The sequence below is a fragment of the Lelliottia sp. JS-SCA-14 genome (assembly GCF_035593345.1).
GTDB classification, from domain to species: domain Bacteria; phylum Pseudomonadota; class Gammaproteobacteria; order Enterobacterales; family Enterobacteriaceae; genus Enterobacter; species Enterobacter wanjuensis.
In genome coordinates this window covers 456,763-483,648 of record NZ_CP141606.1, presented here as the reverse complement: position 1 = coordinate 483,648, position 26,886 = coordinate 456,763, and the positions used below count along the sequence as shown (strand labels likewise).

Sequence of the window (26,886 nt, the reverse complement as noted above, 5' to 3'; positions counted from 1 at the left end):
GATTTCGGCCCCTCATTGTCTGGAAGATTTGTGCAATTTCGCTGCGCAAACCGACAGATTGCCGTAAAGTTAAGCAGTTGAACAGCTTTTCCCGAATTAGGGTTGACGCACATGCGGGATTAAGGTTTAATGCGCTCCGTTGCCCGGATAGCTCAGTCGGTAGAGCAGGGGATTGAAAATCCCCGTGTCCTTGGTTCGATTCCGAGTCCGGGCACCACTATTTAAAGAACCCAGCCTATGGCTGGTTTTTTGCTTTTGGGGATCCGGTAGATTTAGGCCGCGTCGCTCAACTCAATAAATAACTTTTCTTCAGTTTGAATACCTCTTCTATCATCACTCCGCTCGAATTCCACACACACGTAGCTGCGCCAGAAATGACGTGATCAATGATATTGATAAGGTTTTAGCTTTGATTTAAGGCCGGATGGCAGGGCTGGAACCAGAGTTTTTGTTGTTTTATGGTTTATTTTAGAAAGGACAAAAACGCAAAGAGGCCATCCTTTCGGATGGCCTCTTCACTTATTTGATGCCTGGCAGTTCCCTACTCTCACATGGGGAGACCCCACACTACCATCGGCGCTACGGCGTTTCACTTCTGAGTTCGGCATGGGGTCAGGTGGGACCACCGCGCTAAAGCCGCCAGGCAAATTCTGTTATCAACACGCATCTCTGCACGCTGATTAATCTGTTATCAGGCTGAAAATCTTCGTCTCTGCTTTCGCCAAAACATCTTCGGCGTTGTAAGGTTAAGCCTCACGGTTCATTAGTACTGGTTAGCTCAATACATCGCTGCACTTACACACCCAGCCTATCAACGTCGTAGTCTTCAACGTTCCTTCAGGACTCTCAAGGAGTCAGGGAGAACTCATCTCGGGGCAAGTTTCGTGCTTAGATGCTTTCAGCACTTATCTTTTCCGCATTTAGCTACCGGGCAATGCCATTGGCATGACAACCCGAACACCAGTGATGCGTCCACTCCGGTCCTCTCGTACTAGGAGCAGCCCCCCTCAATTCTCCAGCGCCCACGGCAGATAGGGACCGAACTGTCTCACGACGTTCTAAACCCAGCTCGCGTACCACTTTAAACGGCGAACAGCCGTACCCTTGGGACCTACTTCAGCCCCAGGATGTGATGAGCCGACATCGAGGTGCCAAACACCGCCGTCGATATGAACTCTTGGGCGGTATCAGCCTGTTATCCCCGGAGTACCTTTTATCCGTTGAGCGATGGCCCTTCCATTCAGAACCACCGGATCACTATGACCTGCTTTCGCACCTGCTCGAGCCGTCACTCTCGCAGTCAAGCTAGCTTATGCCATTGCACTAACCTCCTGATGTCCGACCAGGATTAGCTAACCTTCGTGCTCCTCCGTTACTCTTTAGGAGGAGACCGCCCCAGTCAAACTACCCACCAGACACTGTCCGCAACCCGGATTACGGGTCTACGTTAGAACACCAGCCATTAAAGGGTGGTATTTCAAGGTTGGCTCCACGCAGACTGGCGTCCACGCTTCAAAGCCTCCCACCTATCCTACACATCAAGGACCAGTGTTCAGTGTCAAGCTATAGTAAAGGTTCACGGGGTCTTTCCGTCTTGCCGCGGGTACACTGCATCTTCACAGCGAGTTCAATTTCACTGAGTCTCGGGTGGAGACAGCCTGGCCATCATTACGCCATTCGTGCAGGTCGGAACTTACCCGACAAGGAATTTCGCTACCTTAGGACCGTTATAGTTACGGCCGCCGTTTACCGGGGCTTCGATCAAGAGCTTCGCGTTGCCGCTAACCCCATCAATTAACCTTCCGGCACCGGGCAGGCGTCACACCGTATACGTCCACTTTCGTGTTTGCACAGTGCTGTGTTTTTAATAAACAGTTGCAGCCAGCTGGTATCTTCGACTGGTTTCAGCTCCGTCCGCAGGGACTTCACCTACACACCAGCGTGCCTTCTCCCGAAGTTACGGCACCATTTTGCCTAGTTCCTTCACCCGAGTTCTCTCAAGCGCCTTGGTATTCTCTACCTGACCACCTGTGTCGGTTTGGGGTACGATTTGATGTTACCTGATGCTTAGAGGCTTTTCCTGGAAGCAGGGCATTTGTTACTTCAGCACCGTAGTGCCTCGTCATCACACCTCAGCGTTAGTAAGCGTCCGGATTTACCTAAACGCTCCGCCTACATGCTTAAACCGGGACAACCGTCGCCCGGCTAACATAGCCTTCTCCGTCCCCCCTTCGCAGTAACACCGAGTACAGGAATATTAACCTGTTTCCCATCGACTACGCCTTTCGGCCTCGCCTTAGGGGTCGACTCACCCTGCCCCGATTAACGTTGGACAGGAACCCTTGGTCTTCCGGCGAGCGGGCTTTTCACCCGCTTTATCGTTACTTATGTCAGCATTCGCACTTCTGATACCTCCAGCACCCCTCACAGGACACCTTCAACGGCTTACAGAACGCTCCCCTACCCAACAACGCATAAGCGTCGCTGCCGCAGCTTCGGTGCATGGTTTAGCCCCGTTACATCTTCCGCGCAGGCCGACTCGACCAGTGAGCTATTACGCTTTCTTTAAATGATGGCTGCTTCTAAGCCAACATCCTGGCTGTCTGTGCCTTCCCACATCGTTTCCCACTTAACCATGACTTTGGGACCTTAGCTGGCGGTCTGGGTTGTTTCCCTCTTCACGACGGACGTTAGCACCCGCCGTGTGTCTCCCGTGATAACATTCTTCGGTATTCGTAGTTTGCATCGGGTTGGTAAGCCGGGATGGCCCCCTAGCCGAAACAGTGCTCTACCCCCGAAGATGAGTTCACGAGGCGCTACCTAAATAGCTTTCGGGGAGAACCAGCTATCTCCCGGTTTGATTGGCCTTTCACCCCCAGCCACAAGTCATCCGCTAATTTTTCAACATTAGTCGGTTCGGTCCTCCAGTTAGTGTTACCCAACCTTCAACCTGCCCATGGCTAGATCACCGGGTTTCGGGTCTATACCCTGCAACTTAACGCCCAGTTAAGACTCGGTTTCCCTTCGGCTCCCCTATACGGTTAACCTTGCTACAGAATATAAGTCGCTGACCCATTATACAAAAGGTACGCAGTCACCCCATAAAAGAGGCTCCCACTGCTTGTACGTACACGGTTTCAGGTTCTTTTTCACTCCCCTCGCCGGGGTTCTTTTCGCCTTTCCCTCACGGTACTGGTTCACTATCGGTCAGTCAGGAGTATTTAGCCTTGGAGGATGGTCCCCCCATATTCAGACAGGATACCACGTGTCCCGCCCTACTCTTCGAGTTCACAACGTGTGCATTTTTGTGTACGGGACTATCACCCTGTACCGTCGGACTTTCCAGACCGTTCCACTAACACACGCGCTGATTCAGACTCTGGGCTCCTCCCCGTTCGCTCGCCGCTACTGGGGGAATCTCGGTTGATTTCTTTTCCTCGGGGTACTTAGATGTTTCAGTTCCCCCGGTTCGCCTCATGCCACTATGTATTCATGACATGATAGTGTGTCGAAACACACTGGGTTTCCCCATTCGGGTATCGCCGGGTCAAAGGTTCATATCACCTCGCCGACGCTTATCGCAGATTAGCACGCCCTTCATCGCCTCTGACTGCCAGGGCATCCACCGTGTACGCTTAGTCGCTTAACCTCACAACCCGAAGATGTTTCGTAAAACATCTCGTGTTGCGAAAATTTGAGAGACTCGAACACACCGTCACTCTGTTCTTATTACGGAGAACAGACGCAGCGTGTCGTTTCAATTTTCAGCTTGATCCAGATTTTTAAAGAGCAAAACTTCTTAATGCACTCGAAAGTACATTCAGAAGTTCATCATTCATCAGACAATCTGTGTGGACACTACAAAGGCAGGTTCTTTCAGGTAAGGAGGTGATCCAACCGCAGGTTCCCCTACGGTTACCTTGTTACGACTTCACCCCAGTCATGAATCACAAAGTGGTAAGCGCCCTCCCGAAGGTTAAGCTACCTACTTCTTTTGCAACCCACTCCCATGGTGTGACGGGCGGTGTGTACAAGGCCCGGGAACGTATTCACCGTAGCATTCTGATCTACGATTACTAGCGATTCCGACTTCATGGAGTCGAGTTGCAGACTCCAATCCGGACTACGACGCACTTTATGAGGTCCGCTTGCTCTCGCGAGGTCGCTTCTCTTTGTATGCGCCATTGTAGCACGTGTGTAGCCCTACTCGTAAGGGCCATGATGACTTGACGTCATCCCCACCTTCCTCCAGTTTATCACTGGCAGTCTCCTTTGAGTTCCCGGCCGAACCGCTGGCAACAAAGGATAAGGGTTGCGCTCGTTGCGGGACTTAACCCAACATTTCACAACACGAGCTGACGACAGCCATGCAGCACCTGTCTCACGGTTCCCGAAGGCACTAAAGCATCTCTGCTAAATTCCGTGGATGTCAAGAGTAGGTAAGGTTCTTCGCGTTGCATCGAATTAAACCACATGCTCCACCGCTTGTGCGGGCCCCCGTCAATTCATTTGAGTTTTAACCTTGCGGCCGTACTCCCCAGGCGGTCGACTTAACGCGTTAGCTCCGGAAGCCACTCCTCAAGGGAACAACCTCCAAGTCGACATCGTTTACGGCGTGGACTACCAGGGTATCTAATCCTGTTTGCTCCCCACGCTTTCGCACCTGAGCGTCAGTCTTTGTCCAGGGGGCCGCCTTCGCCACCGGTATTCCTCCAGATCTCTACGCATTTCACCGCTACACCTGGAATTCTACCCCCCTCTACAAGACTCTAGCCTGCCAGTTTCGAATGCAGTTCCCAGGTTGAGCCCGGGGATTTCACATCCGACTTGACAGACCGCCTGCGTGCGCTTTACGCCCAGTAATTCCGATTAACGCTTGCACCCTCCGTATTACCGCGGCTGCTGGCACGGAGTTAGCCGGTGCTTCTTCTGCGAGTAACGTCAATCACTGTGGTTATTAACCACAATGCCTTCCTCCTCGCTGAAAGTACTTTACAACCCGAAGGCCTTCTTCATACACGCGGCATGGCTGCATCAGGCTTGCGCCCATTGTGCAATATTCCCCACTGCTGCCTCCCGTAGGAGTCTGGACCGTGTCTCAGTTCCAGTGTGGCTGGTCATCCTCTCAGACCAGCTAGGGATCGTCGCCTAGGTGAGCCATTACCCCACCTACTAGCTAATCCCATCTGGGCACATCTGATGGCAAGAGGCCCGAAGGTCCCCCTCTTTGGTCTTGCGACGTTATGCGGTATTAGCTACCGTTTCCAGTAGTTATCCCCCTCCATCAGGCAGTTTCCCAGACATTACTCACCCGTCCGCCGCTCGTCACCCGAGAGCAAGCTCTCTGTGCTACCGCTCGACTTGCATGTGTTAGGCCTGCCGCCAGCGTTCAATCTGAGCCATGATCAAACTCTTCAATTTAAGTTTGATGCTCGTGAATTAAACTTCGTAATGAATTACGTATGTTCACTCAGAGACTTTGGTATTCATTTAGCGTCTTGCGACGTTAGAATCCATGTCACTTTGAGTGCCCACACAGATTGTCTGATAAATTGTTAAAGAGCAGTGCAACGCGGCTTTCGCTCACCGTTGCGAGGTGGCGTATATTACGCTTTCCTCTTTCAGAGTCAACCCTGAATTTCAGGATTTTTTCTCTTCAACCGACCCGGTGGTTAGTGTGAAGTGATTCACATCTGCCGTGTCGATGGAGGCGCATTATAGGGAGTTCTCGTCAGGCCGCAACCGCTAAATGACAGAAAAATGACTGACTGCTGCATTCCACAGCAAAACCCCGCCTTATACCTGTTTGCACACAGACTTATCCACAATCGAGGCGGAATTCCCACCGCACAGCACCTTCATCTTCAATTCCTGTCGCCGTCAGAAACGCTATACTTGCCAAAAATTCCATCCCGCAGGCCATACCATGACCACACAACGTCTCGCACGTGACTGGCGTCTCCCCACTGCCGGGCTGATGGCGCTGGCGATTCTGCTGGCAGCCTTTACGCTGCACGCCCACTGGAACGCGTTTATTCAGTGGTGCCTCGCCACGCAAATCACCCTGCACCGCTATCTGGTGATGTACCTTCTGCAGCTCAACAACCATCAGTACACCGGAGGGCTGTGGCTGCTGACGGGCGCGTTCTTCTATGGTGTGCTTCACGCGATTGGGCCGGGTCACGGTAAATTCATCGTCACCACTTATCTTTCTACTAATAAAGAAAGCCAGCTCGCCGCGCGCGTGGTGCCCTTTCTCGGTAGCCTGATGCAGGGCGTGAGCGCCATTCTCTTCGTCTTTATATTGGCCGTGGGATTTAATCTCGCGTCGGGCGATCTCAGCGCCAGCCGCTGGTACGTAGAGAAGGTTAGCGCCGTCCTGATCGGCGCATTCGGCGCGTTCGTGATTTATCAGGCGCTGAGAAGCCTGCGTCCGCGCAGAATGACGGTTCACGCTCTGAAGCCTCTTCATCAACATAATGAAGACTGCGGCTGCGGTCATCACGGTGTCGGCGCAGATTTAACCGCTGGCGACTGGAAAACACGACTGGGCGTGATCCTGGCCATCGGCGCGCGCCCGTGCAGCGGGGCGATCATGATCCTGATGTTTTCAAATGCGCTGGGGATTGTGACCTGGGGGATTGCGGCAGTGATGACCATGTCACTCGGGACAGCGCTGTCGATCATGGGACTCTCACTGGCAGTAAGTTATGCCCGTGAACGCACAGTCGCATTCTTCGGCGGCGGGTCAAATCTGAGCTGGCTGGTGCCGGTGGCAAAAATCGCCGGAGGGATTGTGTTGATCCTGTTCGCGACCGTGCTGTTCTTAACGGTCATCCCGATCAGCGCCAACGGCGATTTCATTGCCGCAGGCTGTTAATGAAAAAACCCGCCAGCGGCGGGTTTTTCGTGTGTTACTCGTTAATCCGTGGATGCTGATCCACCAGGCGAGAACGTTTCTTCTGTAGCTCTTCTATCTCTACATCAATGTCTTCAATCTTCTGTTCAACATTATCGTAGTGCTCGCGCAGGATCTCTTTCGCTTCCTGAATATCCGATGCCGCTGGCGTCGCCCCTTTCAGAGGACGGTTGGCGGTCTCTTTCATCGTCAGGCCGGTCACCAGACCGATCACCGCGATAACCATCAGATAGTAAGCAGGCATCATCAGGTTCTGAGTGCTTTCGACCAACGAGGCCGCCAGCGTTGGCGTCAGACCGGCAATCAGGACCGAGATATTAAATGCCGCCGCCAGCGCACTGTAACGAATGTGCGTCGGGAACATCGCCGGAAGCGTGGACGCCATCACCCCGATAAAGCAGTTGAGGATCACCGCGAGCATCAGCAGACCGGCAAAAATCAGGCCCAGTACATTACTGTTAATCAGGATAAAGGCCGGGATCGCCAGAGCGAACAGCGCGACGCTACCCAGGATAATGAACGGACGACGACCAAAGCGGTCACTCATCAGACCCATAATCGGCTGCACAAATAGCATACCGACCATGATAGCGATGATAATCAGCACGCCGTGATCTTCAGAATAGTGCAGGTTATGCGACAGGTAGCTCGGCATATAGGTGAGCAACATGTAGTAAGTCACGTTGGTTGAAATCACCAGACCGATACAGGTCAGCAGGCTACGCCAGTGCTTGGTTGCAATCTCACGGAACGACACTTTCGGTCCTTCCTGCAAGCCTTCGCGGTCGCCCTGCTCCAGCTTCTCAACGTGCTGCTGGAACGCCGGGGTCTCTTCTAATGCGTGACGCAGATACAGGCCGATAATACCCAGCGGCAGCGCCAGGAAGAATGGAATACGCCAGCCCCACTCGAGGAAGTTCGCTTCACCGACGACGGTGGAGATCAACACCACCACGCCCGCACCCAGCACAAACCCGGCAATCGAGCCAAAGTCCAGCCAGCTTCCCATAAAGCCACGTTTACGGTCCGGGGAGTATTCCGCGACGAAAATCGATGCGCCCGTGTACTCACCGCCGACCGAGAAGCCCTGCGCCATTTTACACAGCAGCAGCAGGATAGGTGCCCAGATGCCAATGGTGGCGTAGGACGGGATCAGGCCGATACAGAAGGTACTTATCGACATAATCACGATGGTAATGGCGAGAATTTTCTGGCGACCGTATTTATCGCCCAGCATCCCGAAGAACAGCCCACCGAGCGGGCGGATCAGGAAGGGTACGGAGAAGGTACCTAGCGCTGCAATCATCTGCAGGCTGGGATCGGCACCGGGGAAGAACACTTTACCTAATGCGTAGGCAACGAAGCCATAAACACCAAAGTCAAACCACTCCATCGCGTTACCCAGCGAAGCAGCGGTAATGGCCTTGCGCAGTTTACCGTCATCAATGATGGTGACGTCACCCAATGTAATGGGTTTTACTTTTTTCCTTTTAAGCATTGCTATCCTCGTAGACTCAGCCCTGTCCATACCACAGATATTCTTGCGGTCTGTGAACCTGAGATTCGCCTCATGCGAATCTTCTTCTTCAAGCGTAGCAGGTTTACTTACATTGACGTTTCTCGTCGATACAACCGAACCTGTTGACGCCTGTCTGGGCAGTTAATGACCTCTTTACCCTACCAGCGTTTAAATTAGTGATCAACTTCACAAAAATTTACGTATGACGTCAGAAGTTGTCAGAAAACGTAAAACACCCTCTCTTCATAATGATGATTTATCAGACTTAAGATAATTATTACGCAGGTTATTATTTTTCCTGCAACGGCAGAAAATCACTCACATTCATTCACATCCAATTCACAGCTTTTTAATTACAAGCGCTCCGTTTCGCTGTTTACTTAAATATGTGATCGAGATAACTAAAACCATGTTTCATTTTGATTGAATCGCAATTCCAATGATCGCATGATAAGCCCGAACACGCCGCCGAGGATGCTACTCACCCACCGTTTAAACGCGTAAACGGATTGCGGCCTGTGCATAACCAGACGAAACACCAGGCATTTAACTTACTGAATGTAAACATTGTTTTTACCTGACTTGTCTGCCAGAAACGCGAGATAAGATGTGAGGATTTATCATGAAGATCAAAGCCACGATTGAACGCATCCCTGGCGGGATGATGCTGGTCCCTCTGGTACTTGGCGCAATTCTAAATACGCTGGCACCGAATACCGGTGCTTATTTCGGTGGGTTCACAAAAGGAATGATTACCGGCACCGTGCCGATTCTCGCGGTGTGGTTTTTCTGTATTGGCGCGTCAATTAATTTACGGGCAACGGGCACCGTTCTGCGCAAATCCGGCACGCTGGTGATCACCAAAATTGCCGTTGCCTGGGTAGCCGCGATGGTCTGCGCCATGTTTATTCCTGAGAACGGAATTCAGACCGGATTCTTCGCCGGATTATCCGTTCTGGCGATTGTTTCCGCGATGGATATGACCAACGGCGGTCTGTACGCCAGCCTGATGAACCAGTACGGCACCAAAGAAGAGTCAGGCGCATTCGTACTGATGTCGCTGGAATCCGGCCCGCTGATGACCATGCTGATCCTCGGCTCTGCCGGTCTGGCCACCTTCGAACCGCACCACTTTGTGGGCGCGATCCTGCCGTTCCTGATCGGTTTCGCCCTGGGTAACCTCGACACCGACCTGCGCGATTTCTTCAGCAAAGCCACACCGGTGCTGATTCCGTTCTTTGGCTTCGCGCTGGGCAATACCATTAACCTGGGCGTGATTATGGACACCGGCCTGCTGGGCATCGCCCTCGGCATCGCGGTTATCGTCATCACCGGTATTCCACTGATTATCGCGGACCGCGTGATTGGGGGAGGGAATGGGACCGCAGGTGTCGCCGCATCATCCGCAGCAGGAGCAGCCGTGGCGAACCCGGTGATTATCGCGCAGATTAACCCGGCCTTCGAACCGGTCGCTGCCTCGGCCACCGCGCTGGTCGCCGCAGCGGTGATTGTGACCGCGATTGTGGTGCCGATCATTACGGCGCTGTATTCCAAACGCTACGGCACGCTTTCGCAGACGGAAACTGAGCCACAGCCGGTTGAATCCTTACATCATTAAGATTGTGACATGCCCTCTCCGCGGAGAGGGTTTTGGTTTACGCCTCGCCAAACACCTCGCCCACCATCGCATCCGCAAGCCGTTTCGCCGAACAGAGTCTCGGCATCCCCAGCGCCACGGTCTGCCAGCTCTGCGTCACGGACCAGCTCACCGGATGACGCTCCGGATGACACCAGTCGCCCAGCCAGCCCAGCATATCTTTATGATCCATCAACCCCGATGACATCGGCGTGGCGAGCCATTGCTGATAGAAGTGGCGGGTCGCCGGAGAGGCGTTAATCCCCTGCGCCAGATAATTTGCCGCCAGGCTGCGCAAATTATCCTTCAGCATCGCGGCAACATCATCGTTCGCCAGGCGGCAGGCATCGCCAAATGCCCCCCAGCGCAGCTCTTCCAGCGCGATATAACAGCGCCCCGCCAGCGACCAGCCGTCGTACTGCCCGGCCCGCCAGTGGGTAAAAATTTGCTCGCTGTGTTCGCCCGCCTGCACCGTTAACCCACGCTGGGATAACGCTTTTTCTTTATAAGCCGCACGCTGGGAAAAGTGGGAGGAGAGATCGTCGTACTGCTGCATCAGGCCCGGAGACTGTTGCCCCAGGCGGGAGGTTTGCTGTCGCAGTGAGGTCAACTTATCCGTCATCCGCGTTAACGCCAGATGGCCGGGATCAAACATCCCCGCCAGTTTTTCCGCCAGCCCCAGCCGCAGGGCAGCATTTTCGCTGAACATTCCCGTCATCGCCCAGGGACGAAGCTTCGTCTGGGTCATGATCTCCTGAGTTAAACGCTCACGAAATTGCTGCTGCTGAGGTACGAGCGGGGGAAGACGCACCGCGTCCACCCCTTGTACCAGATCGACCATAAACTTCGGATGAATACACTCCAGCGTCCGCCCGGGACCGTCCAGTAGTTGTGTTGTCATAGTTGCTCAGCCGCGAATAAGGTTTGAATATCATCGCGTAACAGTCGGGTATCTTCCTGAATCCACGTCGCAGTAGTAATACTTTGCTGCAACAGCTGGCTGAGCGCCCTTGTGGAGTGCTCGTTTTGCTGGCGCACTGCGAGGCTATCACGCAAGCTTTCCTGTAACCCGGTCAGACATAAAGAGAATTCTGCGAAAAACGTCGCCATGCCCGCCGTAACAGAGACATCGACCTGCGCCACCAAAGCTTTACCGATTTGTTCACAAAATTGATCAATATGTTGTTTAAACCGCTCATGAAGCTGCGCGACGTCAATGACATACCGGGTGCGCGTCACGACGTAATCTTCAAAACCCCAGCCCGGATTATTCAGCCAGCGCGACACCGTCTCCCGCACGCTGCCGGAACCCGACACTTCACCCGCCGGACGGTTCTCCGACGCAATGGCATCCGAAAACAGGCCGCGCGTATTGAAGTTCAGCTGACTCGCCTGGAACGCCGGGAAGCTGATCCGCGCGCGGAAACCGGCGTGGCTCAACTCCTCTTTGATGCGTTTTTCAATCGGACGCATCGCTTCATTCAGAGAACGCGCCAGCGTGGATTCAAGCTGATCGAAGCGCAGCGCCAACTCGCGGCTGATTTTACCCTGCGCATCCAGCATGATCAGCTCGCAGGAGGAGCGGATTTTGCTCAGCACAATCTGCGCCTGCCCTTCGTCGTCCAGCACCAGTTGCCCCATCTCGTCCGGGGAGCTGTTTCGCAGGCTCATGTGCTCAATGCCCGCTAAATCGAGAATATTTTCGCGATTGAAAATGTGGCTAATCGCCTGCTGAATCTGGTTTTTCTGCTGAGAAATAAAGGCGTTAGCCGCATCCAGCGCCTGCTCAACTTCATGCCCCACTTCGTCGCTGACCACATCCTGACGCGTCTGCAGCAGCGCCATATCCTCTTCGAGCCGGGCAATATTCACTTCCAGCTCTTCAAAGGCCACCGTCAGCCCCTGGTAGCGGAAATCGAGGTACTCGCGAGCGTTTTGCGCGTAGTTCAGCAGCTTATGCGAGGCGGATCGCAGAGCGTAGAGCGACGCATTAGCGTAAGCAGCGTAGATCAGTTTGCGGATCGGCTGCTCGAAAAGCGAATCTTCCCACAGCAGATCGGCGGCGTGGCGAATATGCTCCACATCGTCCAGATCCGCCGTGCGCCAGCGACGCCCTAACGCCGCCTCGGCAAAATCCTGCACCCAGCGCTGCTCCTGTGGGTTCGGCAAACGGCCATGGGTCGTGATTTCGTAGCGCGCGCGGTTCGCCAGATAGGCCCACATGGACGACACCGGATAGATCTGCCCCGGCGAAATATTGCCTTTCATCAGCGTGCCGGAGATCATCGCCCGCACCTGCTCTTCGTCATCGCTGTTGCGATCTTTTTGATCGAACTTATTCACCAGGGCGTACAGCGGTACGGATTTCCCGATCGCCGAAATCGCCTGCCGCACCTCTTCATCAGATATGGATTTCAGTTGGGTGTAGTCCATCACCGCCAGCACCGCCGACGAGCGCGCCAGCTGCTCGCTGAGCATTTTCTGCAGATGCGGCTGCCCGGCCTCGTTCGGCCCTGGGGTGTCGAGCAGCGTCAGCTGGCCGAGATGGGAATCCAGCCCCGCCAGATGGACAAACTCCACCTCAATCACCGGGATATGCTCAATCGCCGCGTATTCCGAGAACGGGAAATCCACGCCCAGCGCCTTGGACAAACGCACCAGATCGTTAAGATTTTTCAGGCACTGGAAAATGGGCTGCGCGCCCAGGTAGTGTTTTTCGAAGGCTTCACCCTGCTCGATGCGCCCGAGCAGGGCGTTCATGTCTTTGTCGATCTCGAGGCGCTGGGTGAGCTTTCCGCGATCGTGGTTGCACAATTTCTCCTGCAACTGCTTGATCAGCGTATCGATCGGCGACACGTGGGCGAAATGCAGCACCGGCTCGGTCTGGCCCGGCGTATGGCGGATCAGCGTCGGCAGCGCGGTCATCGGGCGGTTACGGTTTGGCAGCACCTCTGTCCCGACGATGGCATTGATGGTGGTCGATTTCCCGGCCTTCATGGTCCCGACGATCGCCAGCACCATCTCCAGACGGGTAATTTTGCGTAATTCGTTATTGAGCATGGAAAGCTGCGTTTCCACCCCGCGGGTGCTGAAATGCAGAGGCAGGACATTATTTGTCTCCCCGGTCATGGCAGCGGTGGTGCTATCCAGCACCGCAATCGGCATTGATTTCAACGCATCCAGATTCTGCAAAGCAAGTTGCAGAAGCCGCTCTGCTTCCTGGCTTAATTCAAAAATTGTTTGTGTGTGCATGATAAAAGCCTTTCCTTAACGCAAATTTATTACTTTTATTTAGCCGGATAGTTTTAATAATGAAATTTCGGCTTTTTTGATCACGCGTGGAAAATATGTTCAATGAATATAAGCGCCTGATGAGAAACCAAAATATATTCCGGTTGCAGCGTAAAGCGCTCGTACACTCCTCTCGGCAAAAGTAGCCGAAAGATAATGAGCGTAGACCATTTTTTATGTAGCTATAGGATATATCAAAGTAATTTACCCACCCAAAAAGAGAGGTAATTCCCGCTTGCCAAAGGAGGATTAGCAAAATCGGGTGCCGTTGATAAATAACAACTGCTCACCTCACCTTATCCGAAATGACAGTACCTGGCAATTTGCGCAATAAAATATTCGATATATTTCGTCGCGTTGTTTAAATCTTAAGTACGCAGTTAGCATCGCTTAAGTGACTGACAGAAAGTGTCACTGCAGAAAACGCAATTTCACTATTTACAAAAAAAGAATGTCACCGACAAATGTGGGGACTTACGCTATACTTGACGCCTTTTTCGGCAAACTGCCGTGTTTTGGCTGGCGCTTTCCAGCCCCGTTAGCACTTTTTGAGGACTCCAATATGTCACTGCCACACTGCCCAAAATGTAATTCCGAATACACCTACGAAGATAATGGGATGTTCATCTGCCCTGAATGCGCCCATGAATGGAATGATGCCGAACCATCACAAGATAGCGATGCGCTGATTGTGAAAGATGCCAACGGTAATCTGCTGGCCGACGGCGATAGCGTCACCGTGGTAAAAGACCTGAAGGTCAAAGGCGCCTCTTCGATGCTGAAAATCGGCACCAAAGTGAAGAATATCCGTCTGGTCGAAGGCGATCATAATATTGACTGCAAAATTGACGGCTTTGGCCCAATGAAACTCAAATCCGAGTTCGTTAAAAAGAACTGATAAATAAGACTTTGTTCTTTTGTAGGCCGGATAAGCGCAGCGCATCCGGCAAAGCGCCCGGTGGCGCTACGCTTACCGGGCCTACGTATTATTGTACAAATTTCGTACTACACTTAACGGGCTTCTCTTACCTGAGGTAATGATTATGCCGTTAAGTCCCTACATCTCCTTCGCCGGAAACTGTGCTGAGGCCACCGCCTTTTACCAGCACGCCCTCGGCGCAGAAGTCACCTATAAAATCACCTACGGCGAAATGCCCAAAGACGGAAACAGCGAAGAAGGCTGCCCTTCCGGTATGCAATTCCCCGACACCGCGATTGCCCACTCCAACGTTCATATCGCCGGGAGCGAAATCATGATGAGCGACGGCGTGCCCGGCGGTAAAGCCCAGTACGCAGGCTTCACGCTGGTGCTCGACACCCAGGACGTGGCCGAAGGCAAAGGCTGGTTCGATAAGCTCGCCGAAGGGGGCAATGTCGAAATGGCCTGGCAGGAGACCTTCTGGGCGCACGGTTTCGGCAAAGTGACCGATAAATATGGCGTGCCCTGGATGATCAACGTCGTCAAACAGCAGTAATCCTCTGGCGGAGGCGTCCCCTCCGCCTGTCATCCCATTCACCTCAACTCTTCAAACTCCCGCAACCAATACTTAACCTAAATGTCACATTGATCCGCCAGCATGAGGCCACATTTATCGTGAGGCCTGAACATGCAAACTGTCATCCGCGTCGAGAAACTGAGCAAGACCTTTCACCACAACAAGGCTCTGCATGCCGTTGATCTGACCGTCCAGCAGGGCGAAATGGTGGCACTGCTCGGGCCTTCCGGTTCCGGAAAATCCACTCTGCTGCGCCATCTCAGCGGCTTAATCACCGGCGATAAAACGCCAGAAAGTCACGTCGAGCTGCTGGGTAACACCGTGCAGCGCTCGGGCCGTCTGGCGGGCGATATCCGTAAAAGCCGCGCGCAAACGGGCTGCATCTTCCAGCAGTTCAACCTGGTGAACCGCCTGACGGTGCTGGAGAACGTCCTGATCGGCGCGCTCGGCAGCACCCCGTTCTGGCGCACCTGCCTGCGCTGGTTCTCGCCGTCACAAAAACAGCAGGCGCTCCAGGCGCTGACCCGCGTCGGGATGGCCCATTTCGCCCACCAGCGCGTCTCCACCCTCTCGGGCGGCCAGCAGCAGCGCGTGGCCATCGCCCGGGCATTAATGCAAAAAGCCAAAGTGATCCTCGCCGATGAACCCATCGCCTCGCTGGACCCGGAATCGGCTCGCATCGTGATGGAAACCCTGCGCGACATTAACCAGAACGACGGCATCACCGTCGTAGTCACGCTGCATCAGGTGGATTACGCCCTGCGCTACTGCGAGCGCATCGTCGCCTTGCGTCAGGGCCATGTGTTCTACGACGGCGCAAGCCAACACTTTGATAACGAAAGATTTGACCACCTGTACCGCAGCATTAACCGCGTCGAAGAGAACGCGCAGGCTGCTTAATCGACCCCGCTTGAGGAATAGACATGAGCTACAAAGCCGTTGCCGCGCTGGCCTTTACCAGCATGTTCAGCATCAGCACCCTGTTAAGCCCGGCCTATGCGCAGGAGCAGGAACAGGAAAAAGCCCTGAATTTCGGCATTATTTCGACAGAGTCACAGCAAAACCTGAAACCCCAGTGGGAACCCTTCCTGAAAGATATGGAAACCAAACTGGGCATCAAAGTGAACGCCTTCTTCGCCCCGGATTACGCGGGCATCATCCAGGGGATGCGCTTTAACAAAGTCGACATCGCCTGGTACGGCAACCTCTCCGCAATGGAAGCGGTCGATCGCGCTAACGGCCAGGTCTTCGCCCAGACCGTTGCCGCCGACGGTTCTCCGGGTTACTGGAGCGTGCTGATCGTCAACAAAGACAGCCCGATCAATAACCTCAACGACATGCTCGCCAAACGCAAAGATCTGACCTTCGGCAACGGCGACCCGAACTCCACCTCCGGTTACCTCGTCCCTGGCTACTACGTCTTCGCGAAAAATAACGTCTCCACCAGCGAGTTTAAACGCACGGTCAACGCCGGCCACGAAACCAACGCCCTGGCCGTCGCCAACAAACAGGTCGACGTTGCCACCAACAACACCGAAAACCTCGACAAGCTGAAAACCTCCGCCCCGGACAAGCTTAAAGCGCTGAAGGTGATCTGGAAATCCCCGCTGATCCCGGGCGACCCGATTGTATGGCGTAAAAACCTCTCCGAAAGCACCAAAGACAAGATCTACGACTTCTTTATGAACTACGGCAAAACCGCCGAAGAGAAAACCGTTCTCGAACGTCTCGGCTGGGCGCCGTTCCGCGCCTCAAGCGACCTGCAGCTGGTGCCGATCCGCCAGTTGGCGCTGTTTAAAGAGATGCAGGGCGTGAAGGACAACAAAGGTCTGAACGACGAAGAGAAGACCAGCAAAGTGTCAGTGATTCAGGCGCAGCTGGAAGATCTTGACCGTCTGACCGCCGCACTTACCGCGATGACGTCGGTGAATAAAGCGGTGCAGTAATTTGTTCTCCCTCTCCCTTTGGGAGAGGGCCGGGGTGAGGGCATCAGCGCGCACATTTCCCCCTCACCCTAACCCTCTCCCTCAAGGGAGAGGGGATCAACAACCAACGGAGAATTCATGCAAACCATCACCGTCCCACCCCCGAAACGCAGCTGGTTCTCGCTGATCAGCTGGGCCATCCTGCTGGCGGTGCTCGTCGTCTCCTGGAAAGGTGCGGAAATGGACCCGCTGATGCTGGTCAAAGATTCCGGCAACATGGCGACCTTCGCCGCCGACTTCTTCCCGCCGGACTTCAGCCAGTGGCGTGACTACCTCAGCGAAATGGCGGTCACCATGCAAATCGCCGTCTGGGGCACCGCGCTGGCAGTCATCCTCTCCATCCCGTTTGGCCTGATGAGCGCCGAAAACATCGTCCCCTGGTGGATCTACCAGCCGATGCGCCGCCTGATGGACGCCTGCCGCGCCATTAACGAGATGGTCTTCGCGATGCTGTTCGTGGTCGCCGTCGGCCTCGGTCCCTTCGCAGGCGTGATGGCCCTGTTCATCCACACCACCGGCGTGCTCTCCAAGCTGCTGTCCGAAGCGGTCGAAGCCATTGAACCCGGCCCGGTGGAAGGTATCCGCGCCACGGGTGCCAATAAAATCGAAGAGATTCTCTACGGCGTCCTGCCGCAGGTGATGCCGCTTTTAATCTCCTACTCCCTCTACCGTTTCGAATCCAACGTTCGCTCGGCGACGGTGGTCGGCATGGTCGGCGCAGGCGGCATCGGCGTCACCCTGTGGGAAGCGATTCGCGGCTTCCAGTTCCAGCAAACCTGCGCCCTGATGGTCCTCATCATCATCACCGTCAGCCTGCTGGATTTCCTCTCTCAACGTTTGCGTAAGCACTTCATCTGAGAAGCGAGGCTTTGATTTCTATGCACTTATCCAGACATCCAACCAGTTACCCGACCCGCTGGCAAGAGATCGCCGCGAAACTCGAAGTCGAGCTGCGCACCCACTACCGCTGCGGCGACTACCTCCCCGCGGAACAGCAGCTCGCCGACCGCTACGAAGTCAACCGTCACACCCTGCGTCGCGCTATCGACCAGCTGGTCGAACGCGGCTGGGTCCAGCGCCGCCAGGGCATCGGCGTGCTGGTTCTGATGCGCCCCTTCGACTACCCGCTCAACTCGCAGGCGCGTTTTAGCCAGAACCTCCTCGATCAGGGCAGCCACCCGACCAGCGAAAAACTGCTCTCGGTGCTGCGCCCCGCGTCGAGCCACATCGCCGATGCGCTGGGGATTCAGGAGGGCGACAACGTGGTGCATCTGCGCACGTTACGCCGCGTCAACGGCGTGGCGGTCTGTCAGATCGACCACTACTTCGCCGACCTCGCCCTCTGGCCAACGCTGCAACATTTCTCCAGCGGCTCGCTGCATGACTTCCTGTTCGACGCCACCGGCATCGCCCTCAGACGCACCCAGACGCGGATCAGCGCCCGCCGCGCGCAGGCTAAAGAGAGCAAAGTGCTGGAGATCCCGAACATGGCGCCGCTGCTCTGCGTGCGTACCCTCAACCACCGTGACGGCGACGTCAACGCGACGGAATACTCCGTCAGCCTGACCCGCGCCGACATGATTGAATTCACCATGGAGCACTGAATGCATTTCGATACTCCCACCCGCCAGCGCTGGATGAGCGTCCTCGCCCACAGCCAGCCCGCCGCGCTGCGTGAGCGCCTGCGCGTGCTGAACATCCGTCCGGAATACGAAACCATCCGGGCGCCAGAGATTGGCCTGGTCCAGATTCAGGCGCGGATGGGCGGCACCGGTGAGCGCTTTTTTGCCGGGGACGCCACCCTCACCCGCGCGGTGATCCGCCTCAAAAGCGGCACGCTCGGCTACAGCTACCAGCTCGGGCGCGACAAACCGCACGCCGAACAGTGCGCCGTCGTCGACGCGCTGCTGCAGGAACCGACTCATTTTCAGTCGTTAATGGAAACCTTAATTGCCCCGCTGGAAGCCGACCGTGCCGCGCGCATCGCCGCCCGTCAGGCCGAAGTGAACACCAGCCGGGTCGACTTCTTTACGCTCGTTCGCGGAGATAACGCATGACGCTTCAACCTGCTTTCACCCTTGCCGTGCAGGACGCCCAGCACAGTTTTCGTCGTCTGCTGAAAGCCATGAGCGAGCCGGGCGTGATTGTCTCGCTGCATCAGCTCACCCACGGCTGGCAGCCGCTGAACCTCGCCACCACCAGCGTGCTGCTGACCCTGGCCGACGCCGATACGCCGGTCTGGCTGTCGGGCAGCATGGCGAACGACATTGCCAGCCAGAATCTGCGTTTCCACACCAGCGCACCGCTGGTCGATCAGCCGCAGCAGGCCATCTTTGCCGTCGCCGACGAGCAAATCAGCCACGAGCAGCTCAACGCGCTCTCATCCGGCAGCGCCGTCGCCCCGGAAACCAGCGCCACGCTGATTCTGCAGGTCCCAAGCCTGAGCGGTGGCCGCATGCTGCGCCTGACCGGGGCCGGGATCGCCGACGAGCGCATGGTCGCCCCGCAGCTGCCGGAGTGCATCATTCACGAGCTGACCGAACGTCCGCATCCGTTCCCGCTGGGTATCGACCTGATCCTCACCTGCGGCGAACGTCTGCTGGCTATCCCACGAACCACACATGTCGAGGTGTGCTGATGTACGTTGCCGTCAAAGGGGGCGAAAAGGCGATAGCCGCCGCCCATGCGCTGCAAGAGCGCAGAAGACGCGGCGATGAACAGCTTCCCGAGCTGAGCGTCGAGCAAATTGAACAGCAGCTGAATCTGGCCGTCGATCGCGTGATGACCGAAGGCGGGATCGCCGACCGCGAACTGGCCGCCCTGGCGCTGAAGCAGGCCAGCGGTGACAATGTCGAAGCGATCTTCCTCCTGCGCGCCTACCGCACGACGCTGGCCAAACTGGCGGTCAGCGAACCGCTGGAGAGCGCGAAGATGCGCCTGGAACGCCGAATTTCGGCGGTCTACAAAGATATTCCCGGCGGGCTGCTGCTCGGCCCGACCTATGACTACACCCATCGCCTGCTGGATTTCACCCTGCTGGCGAACGGCGAATCCCCGTCCCTTAACACCAGCGACGCGCCGCAGGAAAACGCGCCCCACGTCTTTAGCCTGCTGGCGAATCAGGGGCTGGCGAAGGCCGAAGAGGACACGGGCAGCGTGCCCGACGACGTCACCCGCACCCCGCCGGTCTATCCCTGCTCGCGCTCCTCGCGCCTGCAGCAGCTGATGCGCGGCGACGAAGGCTATCTCCTGGCGCTGGCCTACTCCACCCAGCGCGGCTACGGGCGCAACCACCCGTTCGCCGCGGAAATCCGCAGCGGTTTTGTTGAGATCGACATCGTGCCGGAAGAGCTGGGATTTGCAGTCAACGTCGGCGAACTGCTGATGACCGAATGCGAAATGGTGAACGGCTTCGTGGCCCCCGAAAACGACGCCCCACACTTCACCCGCGGCTACGGCCTGGTGTTTGGCATGGGCGAGCGCAAGGCGATGGCGATGGCGCTGGTCGACCGCGCGCTACAGGCCCCGGACTACGACGAGACGATTTCCGGCCCGGCACAGGACGAAGAGTTCGTGCTGGCCCACGCGGATAACGTCGAAGCCGCGGGCTTTGTCTCGCACCTCAAACTGCCGCATTACGTTGATTTCCAGGCAGAACTGGAACTGCTGAAACGTCTGCAACGGGAGCGCAAAAATGGCTAACCTCAGCGGGTATAACTTTGCCTATCTGGACGAACAAACCAAACGCATGATCCGCCGCGCCATCCTGAAAGCGGTGGCGATCCCAGGCTATCAGGTACCCTTTGGCGGCCGCGAAATGCCGATGCCTTACGGCTGGGGCACCGGCGGGATCCAGCTCACCGCCAGCGTGATTGGTGAAGCGGACGTGCTGAAAGTCATCGACCAGGGGGCGGACGACACCACCAACGCCGTGTCGATTCGTAACTTCTTCAAACGCGTCACCGGGGTGAACACCACCGAACGTACGGAAGACGCCACCCTGATTCAGACCCGTCACCGCATCCCGGAGACGCCGCTGACCGAAGATCAGATCCTGATTTTCCAGGTGCCGATCCCCGAGCCGCTGCGCTTTATCGAGCCGCGCGAAACCGAAACCCGCACCATGCACGCCCTCGAAGAGTATGGCGTGATGCAGGTGAAACTCTACGAAGATATCGCCCGCTTCGGCCATATCGCCACTACTTACGCCTATCCGGTGAAAGTGAACGGGCGCTACGTAATGGACCCCTCGCCGATCCCGAAATTCGATAACCCGAAGATGGACATGATGCCCGCCCTGCAATTGTTCGGTGCCGGACGCGAAAAACGCATCTACGCCGTGCCGCCCTACACCCGCGTCGAAAGCCTTGATTTCGACGATCACCCGTTCAGGGTGCAGGAGTGGGACGAGCCGTGCGCCATCTGCGGGTCCCAACACAGCTATCTCGACGAAGTGGTGCTCGACGATACGGGCAAACGCATGTTTGTCTGCTCCGACACCGATTTCTGCCGCCAACAGAGCGAGGCAAACGGCCAATGAAACCGCTGCTTTCGGTGAACAACCTGACCCATTTGTATGCGCCCGGCAAAGGCTTTAGCGACGTGTCGTTCGAGCTGTGGCCTGGCGAAGTGCTGGGGATCGTCGGCGAGTCCGGCTCCGGCAAAACCACTCTGCTCAAATCGATCTCCGCGCGCCTGACGCCGCAGAACGGAGAGATTCTGTATCAGGATCAATCCCTCTACGGCATGAGCGAAGCCGAGCGCCGCCGCCTGCTGCGCACCGAGTGGGGCGTGGTGCATCAGCATCCGATGGACGGCCTGCGCCGCCAGGTGTCGGCGGGCGGGAACATCGGCGAACGGCTGATGGCAACCGGGGCGCGGCACTACGGGAATATCCGCGCGACCGCCCAGCAGTGGCTGGAGGACGTGGAGATCCCGGCGTCACGCATCGACGACCTGCCCACCACCTTCTCCGGCGGGATGCAGCAGCGTCTGCAGATCGCCCGCAACCTCGTCACCCATCCGAAGCTGGTGTTTATGGATGAGCCGACGGGCGGGCTGGACGTGTCTGTCCAGGCGCGACTGCTCGACCTGCTGCGCGGCCTGGTGGTGGAGCTGGATCTGGCGGTGGTGATTGTCACCCACGATCTGGGCGTCGCCCGTCTGCTGGCGGACCGCCTGATGGTGATGAAAGAGGGTCAGGTGGTGGAAAGTGGATTAACCGACCGTGTGCTCGACGATCCGCACCATCCGTACACCCAGTTGCTGGTGTCGTCCGTTTTGCAGAATTGAGTGGGTTTGCGTCGGGTGGCGGCTTCGCCTTACCCGACCTACGAAAACCGCACCCGGCAAAAATGATCGCACCAAACCCGTAGGCCGGGTAAGCGAAGCGCCACCCGGCAAAAAAGACCGCACCAAACCCGTAGGCCGGATAAGGCGAAGCCGCCATCCGGCAAAAAGAACCAGGAAGCCAACATGATCCGCGTAGAAAACGTGAGTAAAACTTTTGTGCTCCACCAGCAAAACGGCGTGCGCCTGTCGGTGCTGCAAAACGCCTCTCTCGAGGTCAACAAGGGCGAATGCGTGGTGCTGCACGGCCACTCAGGTAGCGGAAAATCGACGCTGCTGCGCTCCCTGTACGCCAACTATCTGCCCGACCAGGGCCACATTCACATCTGTCACGGCGACGAATGGGTCGATCTGGTCCAAGCCCCGGCGCGCAAAGTGCTGGAAGTGCGCCGCGCGACGATCGGCTGGGTCAGCCAGTTCCTGCGGGTGATCCCGCGGATCTCCGCCCTCGACGTCGTCATGCAGCCCCTGCTGGATCTCGGCGTCTCCCGCGAAGCGTGCGCGGCCAAAGCCGCCCGCCTGCTGACGCGCCTTAACGTCCCGGAACACCTGTGGCATCTGGCCCCCTCGACCTTTTCCGGCGGCGAACAGCAGCGCGTGAACATCGCCCGCGGGTTTATCGTCGATTACCCAATTTTACTGCTCGACGAACCGACCGCCTCGCTGGATGCCAAAAACAGCGCCGCCGTCGTCGAGCTGATCGAACAGGCCAAAGCGCGCGGTGCCGCGATCGTGGGGATCTTCCACGACGCCACGGTCCGCGATCGCGTAGCCGATCGTCTTCATGCGATGGGAGTTCCGTCATGATCATCAATAACGTCAAACTGGTGCTGGAAAATGAAGTCATCGACGGATCGATCGAAATTCAGGACGGCGTGATTCGCGCCTTCGCCGAAACCCAGAGCCGCTCGCCACAAGCGATGGACGGCGAAGGCGGCTGGCTGCTGCCGGGGCTGATCGAGCTGCACACGGATAATCTGGATAAATTCTTCACCCCGCGCCCGAAAGTCGACTGGCCGGCCCACTCTGCGATGAGCAGTCACGACGCGCTGATGGTCGCCAGCGGCATCACCACGGTGCTGGACGCGGTGGCAATTGGCGACGTGCGCGACGGCGGCGACCGTCTGGAGAATCTCGAGAAGATGATTAACGCGGTGGAAGAGACGCAAAAGCGCGGCCTGAACCGCGCCGAGCATCGCCTGCATCTGCGCTGCGAACTGCCGCACCACACCACCCTGCCGCTGTTTGAAAAACTGGTGGGCCGCGAGCCGGTCTCCCTGGTTTCCCTCATGGACCACTCGCCGGGCCAGCGCCAGTTCGCCAACATCGAGAAGTATCGCGAATATTATCAGGGCAAATACTCCCTGAATGACGACGAAATGGCGCGCTACGAAGAGGAACAGCTGGCGCTGGCAGCCCAATGGTCGCAGCCGAATCGCCTGGCGATTGCGGCGATGTGCCGGGATCGCCATATTGCCCTCGCCAGCCATGACGACGCCACTCACGATCACGTGCATGAATCCCACCAGCTTGGCAGCGTGATCGCCGAATTTCCCACCACGTTCGCGGCGGCAGAAGCCTCCCGCCAGCACGGGATGAACGTCCTGATGGGCGCCCCGAACATCGTGCGCGGCGGCTCGCACTCCGGCAACGTGGCGGCCAGCCAGCTGGCGGCGCTGGGTCTGCTGGATATTCTCTCCTCCGATTACTATCCGGCGAGCCTGCTGGATGCGGCCTTCCGCGTGGCGGACGATGCGGGCAACAGTTTTACCCTGCCGCAGGCCATTCGCCTGGTGACCAAAAACCCGGCTGACGCGCTCAATCTCGGCGATCGCGGGGTGATTGGCGAAGGCAAACGGGCGGATCTCGTTCTGGCACACCGCAAGGGCGAGCACATCCATATCGATCACGTCTGGCGTCAGGGAAAGCGGGTGTTCTGATGGGAAAACTGATCTGGCTGATGGGGCCGTCCGGCTCCGGAAAAGACAGCCTGCTGTCGGCGCTGCGCCAGCAGGAACACGCACAATTACTCGTGGCGCATCGCTACATCACGCGGGCGGCGAACGCGGGCAGCGAGAACCATATCGCTCTGAGCGAGCCGGAGTTTTTTACTCGCGCAGGGCAGAACTTACTGGCGCTGAGCTGGCACGCGAACGGCTTTTACTACGGCGTGGGCATTGAGATCGACCTCTGGCTGCACGCCGGTTTCGACGTGCTGGTCAACGGCTCGCGGGCCCACCTGCAACAGGCCCGTGCGCGCTATGAACAGGCGCTGATGCCGGTCTGTTTGCAGGTGTCGCAGGAGGTGCTGCGTGAACGCCTGCAGCAGCGCGGGCGGGAAAGCGCGCGGGAGATCGACCAGCGCCTGGAGCGCGCCGCGCGCTATACGCCGTCGGACTGTCATCTGCTCAATAACGACGGAAGTTTGCTACAGTCAGTCGATAATTTGTTATCGCTTATCCGTCAGAAGGAGAAACAACATGCCTGACTGCCAGCTGCGTACCGCCACCCCGGACGATGCACAGGCCGTTTACGGTCTGATCTGCGAACTCAAACAGGCGGAGTTCGATCAGAAAGCCTTTCACGCCGGGTACCTGTTGAATCTGCAGGATCGCAACATGCACTACCATCTTGCGGAGCTGGACGGGCAGATCGTCGGGATGATCGGCCTGCATTTGCAGTTTCACCTGCATCACGCCAACTGGATCGGCGAGATCCAGGAGCTGGTGGTGCTCCCGCAGGCTCGTGGCCTGAAAGTCGGCAGCCAGCTGCTGGCCTGGGCCGAAGCAAAGGCGCGAAGTGTCGGTGCCGAGATGATGGAGTTATCGACCAGCGTGAAGCGCGTGGACGCGCACCGGTTCTATCTGCGTGAAGGGTATGCTCAGAGCCATTTTCGGTTTACGAAGTTGCTGTAAAACAACGCCGGGTGGCGGCTTCGCCTTACCCGGCCTACAAAACCCTGCTGAACCGGCAATTTATTCAATGGGGGGAACCATGGCCCTGACCATCCAACTCACCGGCACCGGCGGTGCTCAGCTGGTGCCGGTCTTCGGCTGCGACTGCGCGGCCTGTCGCCGGGCGCGCCTGCAGGAGGGCTATCGCCGCCGCCCGTGCAGCGCGGTTGTGAAATTCAACGACGCGGTCACCCTGCTCGACGCGGGCATTCCGCATCTGATGGACGACTGGCACGCGGGGAGTTTTCAGCAGTTTTTGCTCACCCACTATCATATGGATCATGTCCAGGGTCTGTTCCCCCTGCGCTGGGGTGTCGGAGCAACGATTCCGGTCTACGGTCCGCCGGACGAAACGGGCTGCGACGATCTGTTCAAACACCCCGGCCTGCTCGATTTCAGCCATACGGTAGAGCCGTTCGTGATGTTTGAGTTACAGGGTTTGCGCGTCACCCCGCTGCCGCTCAATCACTCAAAGCTGACCTTTGGCTATCTGCTGGAGAGCGCCCACAGCCGCGTGGCGTGGCTATCTGATACCGCTGGGCTGCCGGACAAAACGGTGAAATTTCTACTCAACAATCACCCGCAGGCGATGGTGATCGATTGCAGCCACGAGCCGCGCGACGAAACGCCGCGCAACCATTGCGATTTGAACACGGTGATAGCGCTCAACGAGGTGATTGGCTGCCCGCAGGTCATTTTGACGCACATCAGCCATCAGTTTGACGTATGGATGATGGATAACCCGCTGCCCGAGGGGTTTGAGGCGGGGTATGACGGGATGCGATTGGTGTTTGATTGAGGTATTGCTCTTTTCCCCCTCTCCCCGTGGGAGAGGGTCGGGGTGAGGGCACCAGACCGCACAAATATCACCGATCGTAATCCTCCTCCAGCCTGCGCTCATCGTCCTCCAGCTGACGTCGGTCCTGATCCAACTGGCGCTGCCGGTCATCTAACTGACGGCGACGATCCTCAAGCTGTCGGCGGCGGTCATCGTACTGGCGACTGTCAGTTCGGCGGCTCTCCTCATACCGGTCGTCATCATTCTGACGACTGCTCGACGGATTGTACGCTTCCCCGATCGCCTGCTGGATATTCCCGATAGCGTCGTCAATAAGATCAGCGTGGGCCAGATGGCTGGTGAATGACAGCAGGCCAAATATCAGAGCGGTGGTCGTGTGTTTCATAAAGCCAGTCTCGCAGCAGGTGGGCTGGCTTTACGTTAATCAACGGCGGTGTGGGCGAGTAGCGGAGGAATCTCAAAACGAACGCTGCTCCAGCGCCGCAATGGCTTCTATGCGCGTCTGATGACGTCCGCCTTCGAAGCTCGCGTCGAGCCACGCATCGACAATCATTTTTGCCAGCTCCAGTCCGACAACCCGTGAGCCAAAGGCCAGCACGTTAGTATCATTGTGCTGGCGCGAAAGCTGCGCCGAATAAGGCTCGCTGCACACCACCGCGCGAATGCCCGGAAACTTGTTCGCCGTAATCGAAATCCCCACCCCGGTTCCACAAATCAGGATGCCGCCCTCCACTTCTCCGTCGACAATCGCCTGCGCCACAGCGCTGGCATAGCGGGGATAATCTGTTCGCTCCGTTGAGCCGGTGCCTTTGTCGATCACCTCCACTCCGCGGGCGCGAAGATGGGCCAGAATGTCCTCTTTCAGAATGAAACCAACGTGATCACAGCCAAACGCAATCCTGTTCATGAGATGCCTCGTAGTGGGTTAACTTTACGAA

At 56.8% G+C, this 26,886-nt stretch carries 23 protein-coding genes, 1 tRNA gene and 3 rRNA genes; 19 read left to right on the top strand and 8 right to left on the bottom strand.

Annotated features, from left to right (window positions below):
* Positions 1–141: 141 nt before the first annotated feature.
* Positions 142–217: transfer RNA gene (locus U9O48_RS02255), tRNA-Phe, on the top strand.
* A 311-nt stretch (positions 218–528) separates the two neighbouring features.
* Here the strand turns inward: U9O48_RS02255 and rrf are convergent.
* The 3 genes from rrf to U9O48_RS02240 all read right to left on the bottom strand — a co-directional run bounded on the left by rrf (position 529) and on the right by U9O48_RS02240 (position 5,421).
* A 5S ribosomal RNA gene (gene rrf / locus U9O48_RS02250) occupies positions 529–644 on the bottom strand.
* Between the two features lie 98 nt (positions 645–742).
* Positions 743–3,649 (bottom strand): 23S ribosomal RNA (locus tag U9O48_RS02245).
* A 232-nt stretch (positions 3,650–3,881) separates the two neighbouring features.
* Positions 3,882–5,421: ribosomal RNA gene (locus U9O48_RS02240) — 16S ribosomal RNA — on the bottom strand.
* Together the 16S, 23S and 5S rRNA genes form the textbook arrangement of a ribosomal RNA operon.
* 505 nt (positions 5,422–5,926) lie before the next feature.
* Between U9O48_RS02240 and U9O48_RS02235 the strand changes: the two genes are divergently transcribed.
* Positions 5,927–6,880, top strand: coding sequence for a nickel/cobalt transporter (locus tag U9O48_RS02235; RefSeq protein ID WP_324723429.1), 954 nt, complete (start codon positions 5,927–5,929; stop codon positions 6,878–6,880).
* A 34-nt stretch (positions 6,881–6,914) separates the two neighbouring features.
* Here U9O48_RS02235 and proP read toward each other — a convergent pair whose 3' ends face one another.
* Positions 6,915–8,417: a glycine betaine/L-proline transporter ProP gene (gene proP, locus U9O48_RS02230; RefSeq protein WP_282494703.1), complete on the bottom strand. Its 1,503-nt coding sequence runs from the start codon at positions 8,415–8,417 to the stop codon at positions 6,915–6,917.
* Positions 8,418–9,060: 643 nt separating this feature from the next.
* Here proP and kdgT point away from each other — a divergent pair.
* The gene (gene kdgT / locus U9O48_RS02225) at positions 9,061–10,056 is read left to right on the top strand and encodes a 2-keto-3-deoxygluconate transporter (protein WP_285150130.1); all 996 of its coding nucleotides are present in this window, start codon (positions 9,061–9,063) and stop codon (positions 10,054–10,056) included.
* A gap of 37 nt (positions 10,057–10,093) precedes the next feature.
* Here kdgT and U9O48_RS02220 read toward each other — a convergent pair whose 3' ends face one another.
* Both U9O48_RS02220 and crfC read right to left on the bottom strand, forming a co-directional pair.
* Positions 10,094–10,975: a diguanylate cyclase regulator RdcB family protein gene (locus U9O48_RS02220; protein WP_282494705.1), complete on the bottom strand. Its 882-nt coding sequence runs from the start codon at positions 10,973–10,975 to the stop codon at positions 10,094–10,096.
* Entirely contained in the window at positions 10,972–13,326 is a 2,355-nt protein-coding gene (gene crfC / locus U9O48_RS02215; RefSeq protein WP_282494706.1) for a clamp-binding protein CrfC, read from the bottom strand. The genes U9O48_RS02220 and crfC overlap by 4 nt, the downstream gene beginning before the upstream one ends.
* A gap of 601 nt (positions 13,327–13,927) precedes the next feature.
* Between crfC and U9O48_RS02210 the strand changes: the two genes are divergently transcribed.
* From U9O48_RS02210 to phnP, 16 genes are all read left to right on the top strand, one after another.
* On the top strand, positions 13,928–14,263 hold the full coding sequence (locus U9O48_RS02210; RefSeq protein ID WP_095280439.1) for a zinc ribbon domain-containing protein YjdM: 336 nt from the start codon (positions 13,928–13,930) through the stop codon (positions 14,261–14,263).
* A 145-nt stretch (positions 14,264–14,408) separates the two neighbouring features.
* Entirely contained in the window at positions 14,409–14,840 is a 432-nt protein-coding gene (gene yjdN / locus U9O48_RS02205; RefSeq protein WP_282494707.1) for a VOC family metalloprotein YjdN, read from the top strand.
* A 132-nt stretch (positions 14,841–14,972) separates the two neighbouring features.
* Complete coding sequence (gene phnC / locus U9O48_RS02200; protein ID WP_285145629.1) at positions 14,973–15,761, top strand: phosphonate ABC transporter ATP-binding protein; 789 nt, start codon at positions 14,973–14,975, stop codon at positions 15,759–15,761.
* 23 nt (positions 15,762–15,784) lie between these two features.
* The gene (gene phnD / locus U9O48_RS02195) at positions 15,785–16,807 is read left to right on the top strand and encodes a phosphonate ABC transporter substrate-binding protein (RefSeq protein WP_285155454.1); all 1,023 of its coding nucleotides are present in this window, start codon (positions 15,785–15,787) and stop codon (positions 16,805–16,807) included.
* 117 nt (positions 16,808–16,924) lie between these two features.
* Complete coding sequence (gene phnE / locus U9O48_RS02190) at positions 16,925–17,704, top strand: phosphonate ABC transporter, permease protein PhnE (RefSeq protein WP_285150132.1); 780 nt, start codon at positions 16,925–16,927, stop codon at positions 17,702–17,704.
* A 20-nt stretch (positions 17,705–17,724) separates the two neighbouring features.
* Positions 17,725–18,450 (top strand): phosphonate metabolism transcriptional regulator PhnF, encoded by a 726-nt coding sequence (phnF, locus tag U9O48_RS02185; RefSeq protein WP_095280433.1) that lies wholly within the window; start codon positions 17,725–17,727, stop codon positions 18,448–18,450.
* A complete protein-coding gene (phnG, locus tag U9O48_RS02180) occupies positions 18,451–18,903 on the top strand; it encodes a phosphonate C-P lyase system protein PhnG (protein WP_324723428.1) in 453 nt (150 codons plus the stop codon).
* Positions 18,900–19,484 carry a phosphonate C-P lyase system protein PhnH gene (gene phnH, locus U9O48_RS02175; protein ID WP_324723427.1) on the top strand — a complete coding sequence of 195 codons (585 nt, stop codon included), beginning with the start codon at positions 18,900–18,902 and terminating at the stop codon, positions 19,482–19,484. Before phnG ends, phnH begins: the two co-directional genes overlap by 4 nt.
* Positions 19,484–20,548: a carbon-phosphorus lyase complex subunit PhnI gene (locus U9O48_RS02170; protein WP_324723426.1), complete on the top strand. Its 1,065-nt coding sequence runs from the start codon at positions 19,484–19,486 to the stop codon at positions 20,546–20,548. The genes phnH and U9O48_RS02170 overlap by 1 nt, the downstream gene beginning before the upstream one ends.
* Complete coding sequence (phnJ, locus tag U9O48_RS02165; RefSeq protein ID WP_285145624.1) at positions 20,541–21,386, top strand: alpha-D-ribose 1-methylphosphonate 5-phosphate C-P-lyase PhnJ; 846 nt, start codon at positions 20,541–20,543, stop codon at positions 21,384–21,386. Before U9O48_RS02170 ends, phnJ begins: the two co-directional genes overlap by 8 nt.
* The gene (gene phnK / locus U9O48_RS02160; protein ID WP_095280428.1) at positions 21,383–22,138 is read left to right on the top strand and encodes a phosphonate C-P lyase system protein PhnK; all 756 of its coding nucleotides are present in this window, start codon (positions 21,383–21,385) and stop codon (positions 22,136–22,138) included. Before phnJ ends, phnK begins: the two co-directional genes overlap by 4 nt.
* 183 nt (positions 22,139–22,321) lie before the next feature.
* On the top strand, positions 22,322–23,002 hold the full coding sequence (phnL, locus tag U9O48_RS02155; RefSeq protein ID WP_285145623.1) for a phosphonate C-P lyase system protein PhnL: 681 nt from the start codon (positions 22,322–22,324) through the stop codon (positions 23,000–23,002).
* A complete protein-coding gene (phnM, locus tag U9O48_RS02150; protein ID WP_285150136.1) occupies positions 22,999–24,135 on the top strand; it encodes an alpha-D-ribose 1-methylphosphonate 5-triphosphate diphosphatase in 1,137 nt (378 codons plus the stop codon). Before phnL ends, phnM begins: the two co-directional genes overlap by 4 nt.
* Entirely contained in the window at positions 24,132–24,683 is a 552-nt protein-coding gene (gene phnN, locus U9O48_RS02145) for a ribose 1,5-bisphosphokinase (protein ID WP_095280425.1), read from the top strand. The genes phnM and phnN overlap by 4 nt, the downstream gene beginning before the upstream one ends.
* Positions 24,676–25,110: an aminoalkylphosphonate N-acetyltransferase gene (gene phnO, locus U9O48_RS02140; RefSeq protein WP_324723425.1), complete on the top strand. Its 435-nt coding sequence runs from the start codon at positions 24,676–24,678 to the stop codon at positions 25,108–25,110. Before phnN ends, phnO begins: the two co-directional genes overlap by 8 nt.
* Positions 25,111–25,189: 79 nt before the next feature.
* Complete coding sequence (gene phnP / locus U9O48_RS02135; protein WP_285150138.1) at positions 25,190–25,948, top strand: phosphonate metabolism protein PhnP; 759 nt, start codon at positions 25,190–25,192, stop codon at positions 25,946–25,948.
* Positions 25,949–26,015: 67 nt separating this feature from the next.
* On the opposite strand, the gene yjdP is transcribed toward phnP, so the two are convergent.
* Together yjdP and rpiB are read right to left on the bottom strand one after the other, a co-directional pair.
* Complete coding sequence (gene yjdP / locus U9O48_RS02130) at positions 26,016–26,333, bottom strand: DDRRRQL repeat protein YjdP (RefSeq protein WP_285150139.1); 318 nt, start codon at positions 26,331–26,333, stop codon at positions 26,016–26,018.
* A gap of 72 nt (positions 26,334–26,405) precedes the next feature.
* Positions 26,406–26,855, bottom strand: a complete 450-nt coding sequence (gene rpiB / locus U9O48_RS02125) for a bifunctional allose-6-phosphate isomerase/ribose-5-phosphate isomerase RpiB (protein ID WP_285150140.1) — start codon at positions 26,853–26,855, stop codon at positions 26,406–26,408.
* Positions 26,856–26,886: the final 31 nt, after the last annotated feature.

Coding starts and splice junctions, on each gene's coding strand:
- yjdP (WP_285150139.1), bottom strand. CDS start 26,333: ATGAAACACACGACCACCGCTCTGATATTTGGCCTGCTGTCATTCACC.
- yjdN (WP_282494707.1), top strand. CDS start 14,409: ATGCCGTTAAGTCCCTACATCTCCTTCGCCGGAAACTGTGCTGAGGCC.
- phnP (WP_285150138.1), top strand. CDS start 25,190: ATGGCCCTGACCATCCAACTCACCGGCACCGGCGGTGCTCAGCTGGTG.
- phnE (WP_285150132.1), top strand. CDS start 16,925: ATGCAAACCATCACCGTCCCACCCCCGAAACGCAGCTGGTTCTCGCTG.
- U9O48_RS02220 (WP_282494705.1), bottom strand. CDS start 10,975: ATGACAACACAACTACTGGACGGTCCCGGGCGGACGCTGGAGTGTATT.
- proP (WP_282494703.1), bottom strand. CDS start 8,417: ATGCTTAAAAGGAAAAAAGTAAAACCCATTACATTGGGTGACGTCACC.
- U9O48_RS02170 (WP_324723426.1), top strand. CDS start 19,484: ATGTACGTTGCCGTCAAAGGGGGCGAAAAGGCGATAGCCGCCGCCCAT.
- phnH (WP_324723427.1), top strand. CDS start 18,900: ATGACGCTTCAACCTGCTTTCACCCTTGCCGTGCAGGACGCCCAGCAC.
- phnJ (WP_285145624.1), top strand. CDS start 20,541: ATGGCTAACCTCAGCGGGTATAACTTTGCCTATCTGGACGAACAAACC.
- phnK (WP_095280428.1), top strand. CDS start 21,383: ATGAAACCGCTGCTTTCGGTGAACAACCTGACCCATTTGTATGCGCCC.
- U9O48_RS02235 (WP_324723429.1), top strand. CDS start 5,927: ATGACCACACAACGTCTCGCACGTGACTGGCGTCTCCCCACTGCCGGG.
- phnG (WP_324723428.1), top strand. CDS start 18,451: ATGCATTTCGATACTCCCACCCGCCAGCGCTGGATGAGCGTCCTCGCC.
- phnM (WP_285150136.1), top strand. CDS start 22,999: ATGATCATCAATAACGTCAAACTGGTGCTGGAAAATGAAGTCATCGAC.
- phnC (WP_285145629.1), top strand. CDS start 14,973: ATGCAAACTGTCATCCGCGTCGAGAAACTGAGCAAGACCTTTCACCAC.
- U9O48_RS02210 (WP_095280439.1), top strand. CDS start 13,928: ATGTCACTGCCACACTGCCCAAAATGTAATTCCGAATACACCTACGAA.
- crfC (WP_282494706.1), bottom strand. CDS start 13,326: ATGCACACACAAACAATTTTTGAATTAAGCCAGGAAGCAGAGCGGCTT.
- kdgT (WP_285150130.1), top strand. CDS start 9,061: ATGAAGATCAAAGCCACGATTGAACGCATCCCTGGCGGGATGATGCTG.
- phnO (WP_324723425.1), top strand. CDS start 24,676: ATGCCTGACTGCCAGCTGCGTACCGCCACCCCGGACGATGCACAGGCC.
- rpiB (WP_285150140.1), bottom strand. CDS start 26,855: ATGAACAGGATTGCGTTTGGCTGTGATCACGTTGGTTTCATTCTGAAA.
- phnL (WP_285145623.1), top strand. CDS start 22,322: ATGATCCGCGTAGAAAACGTGAGTAAAACTTTTGTGCTCCACCAGCAA.
- phnD (WP_285155454.1), top strand. CDS start 15,785: ATGAGCTACAAAGCCGTTGCCGCGCTGGCCTTTACCAGCATGTTCAGC.
- phnF (WP_095280433.1), top strand. CDS start 17,725: ATGCACTTATCCAGACATCCAACCAGTTACCCGACCCGCTGGCAAGAG.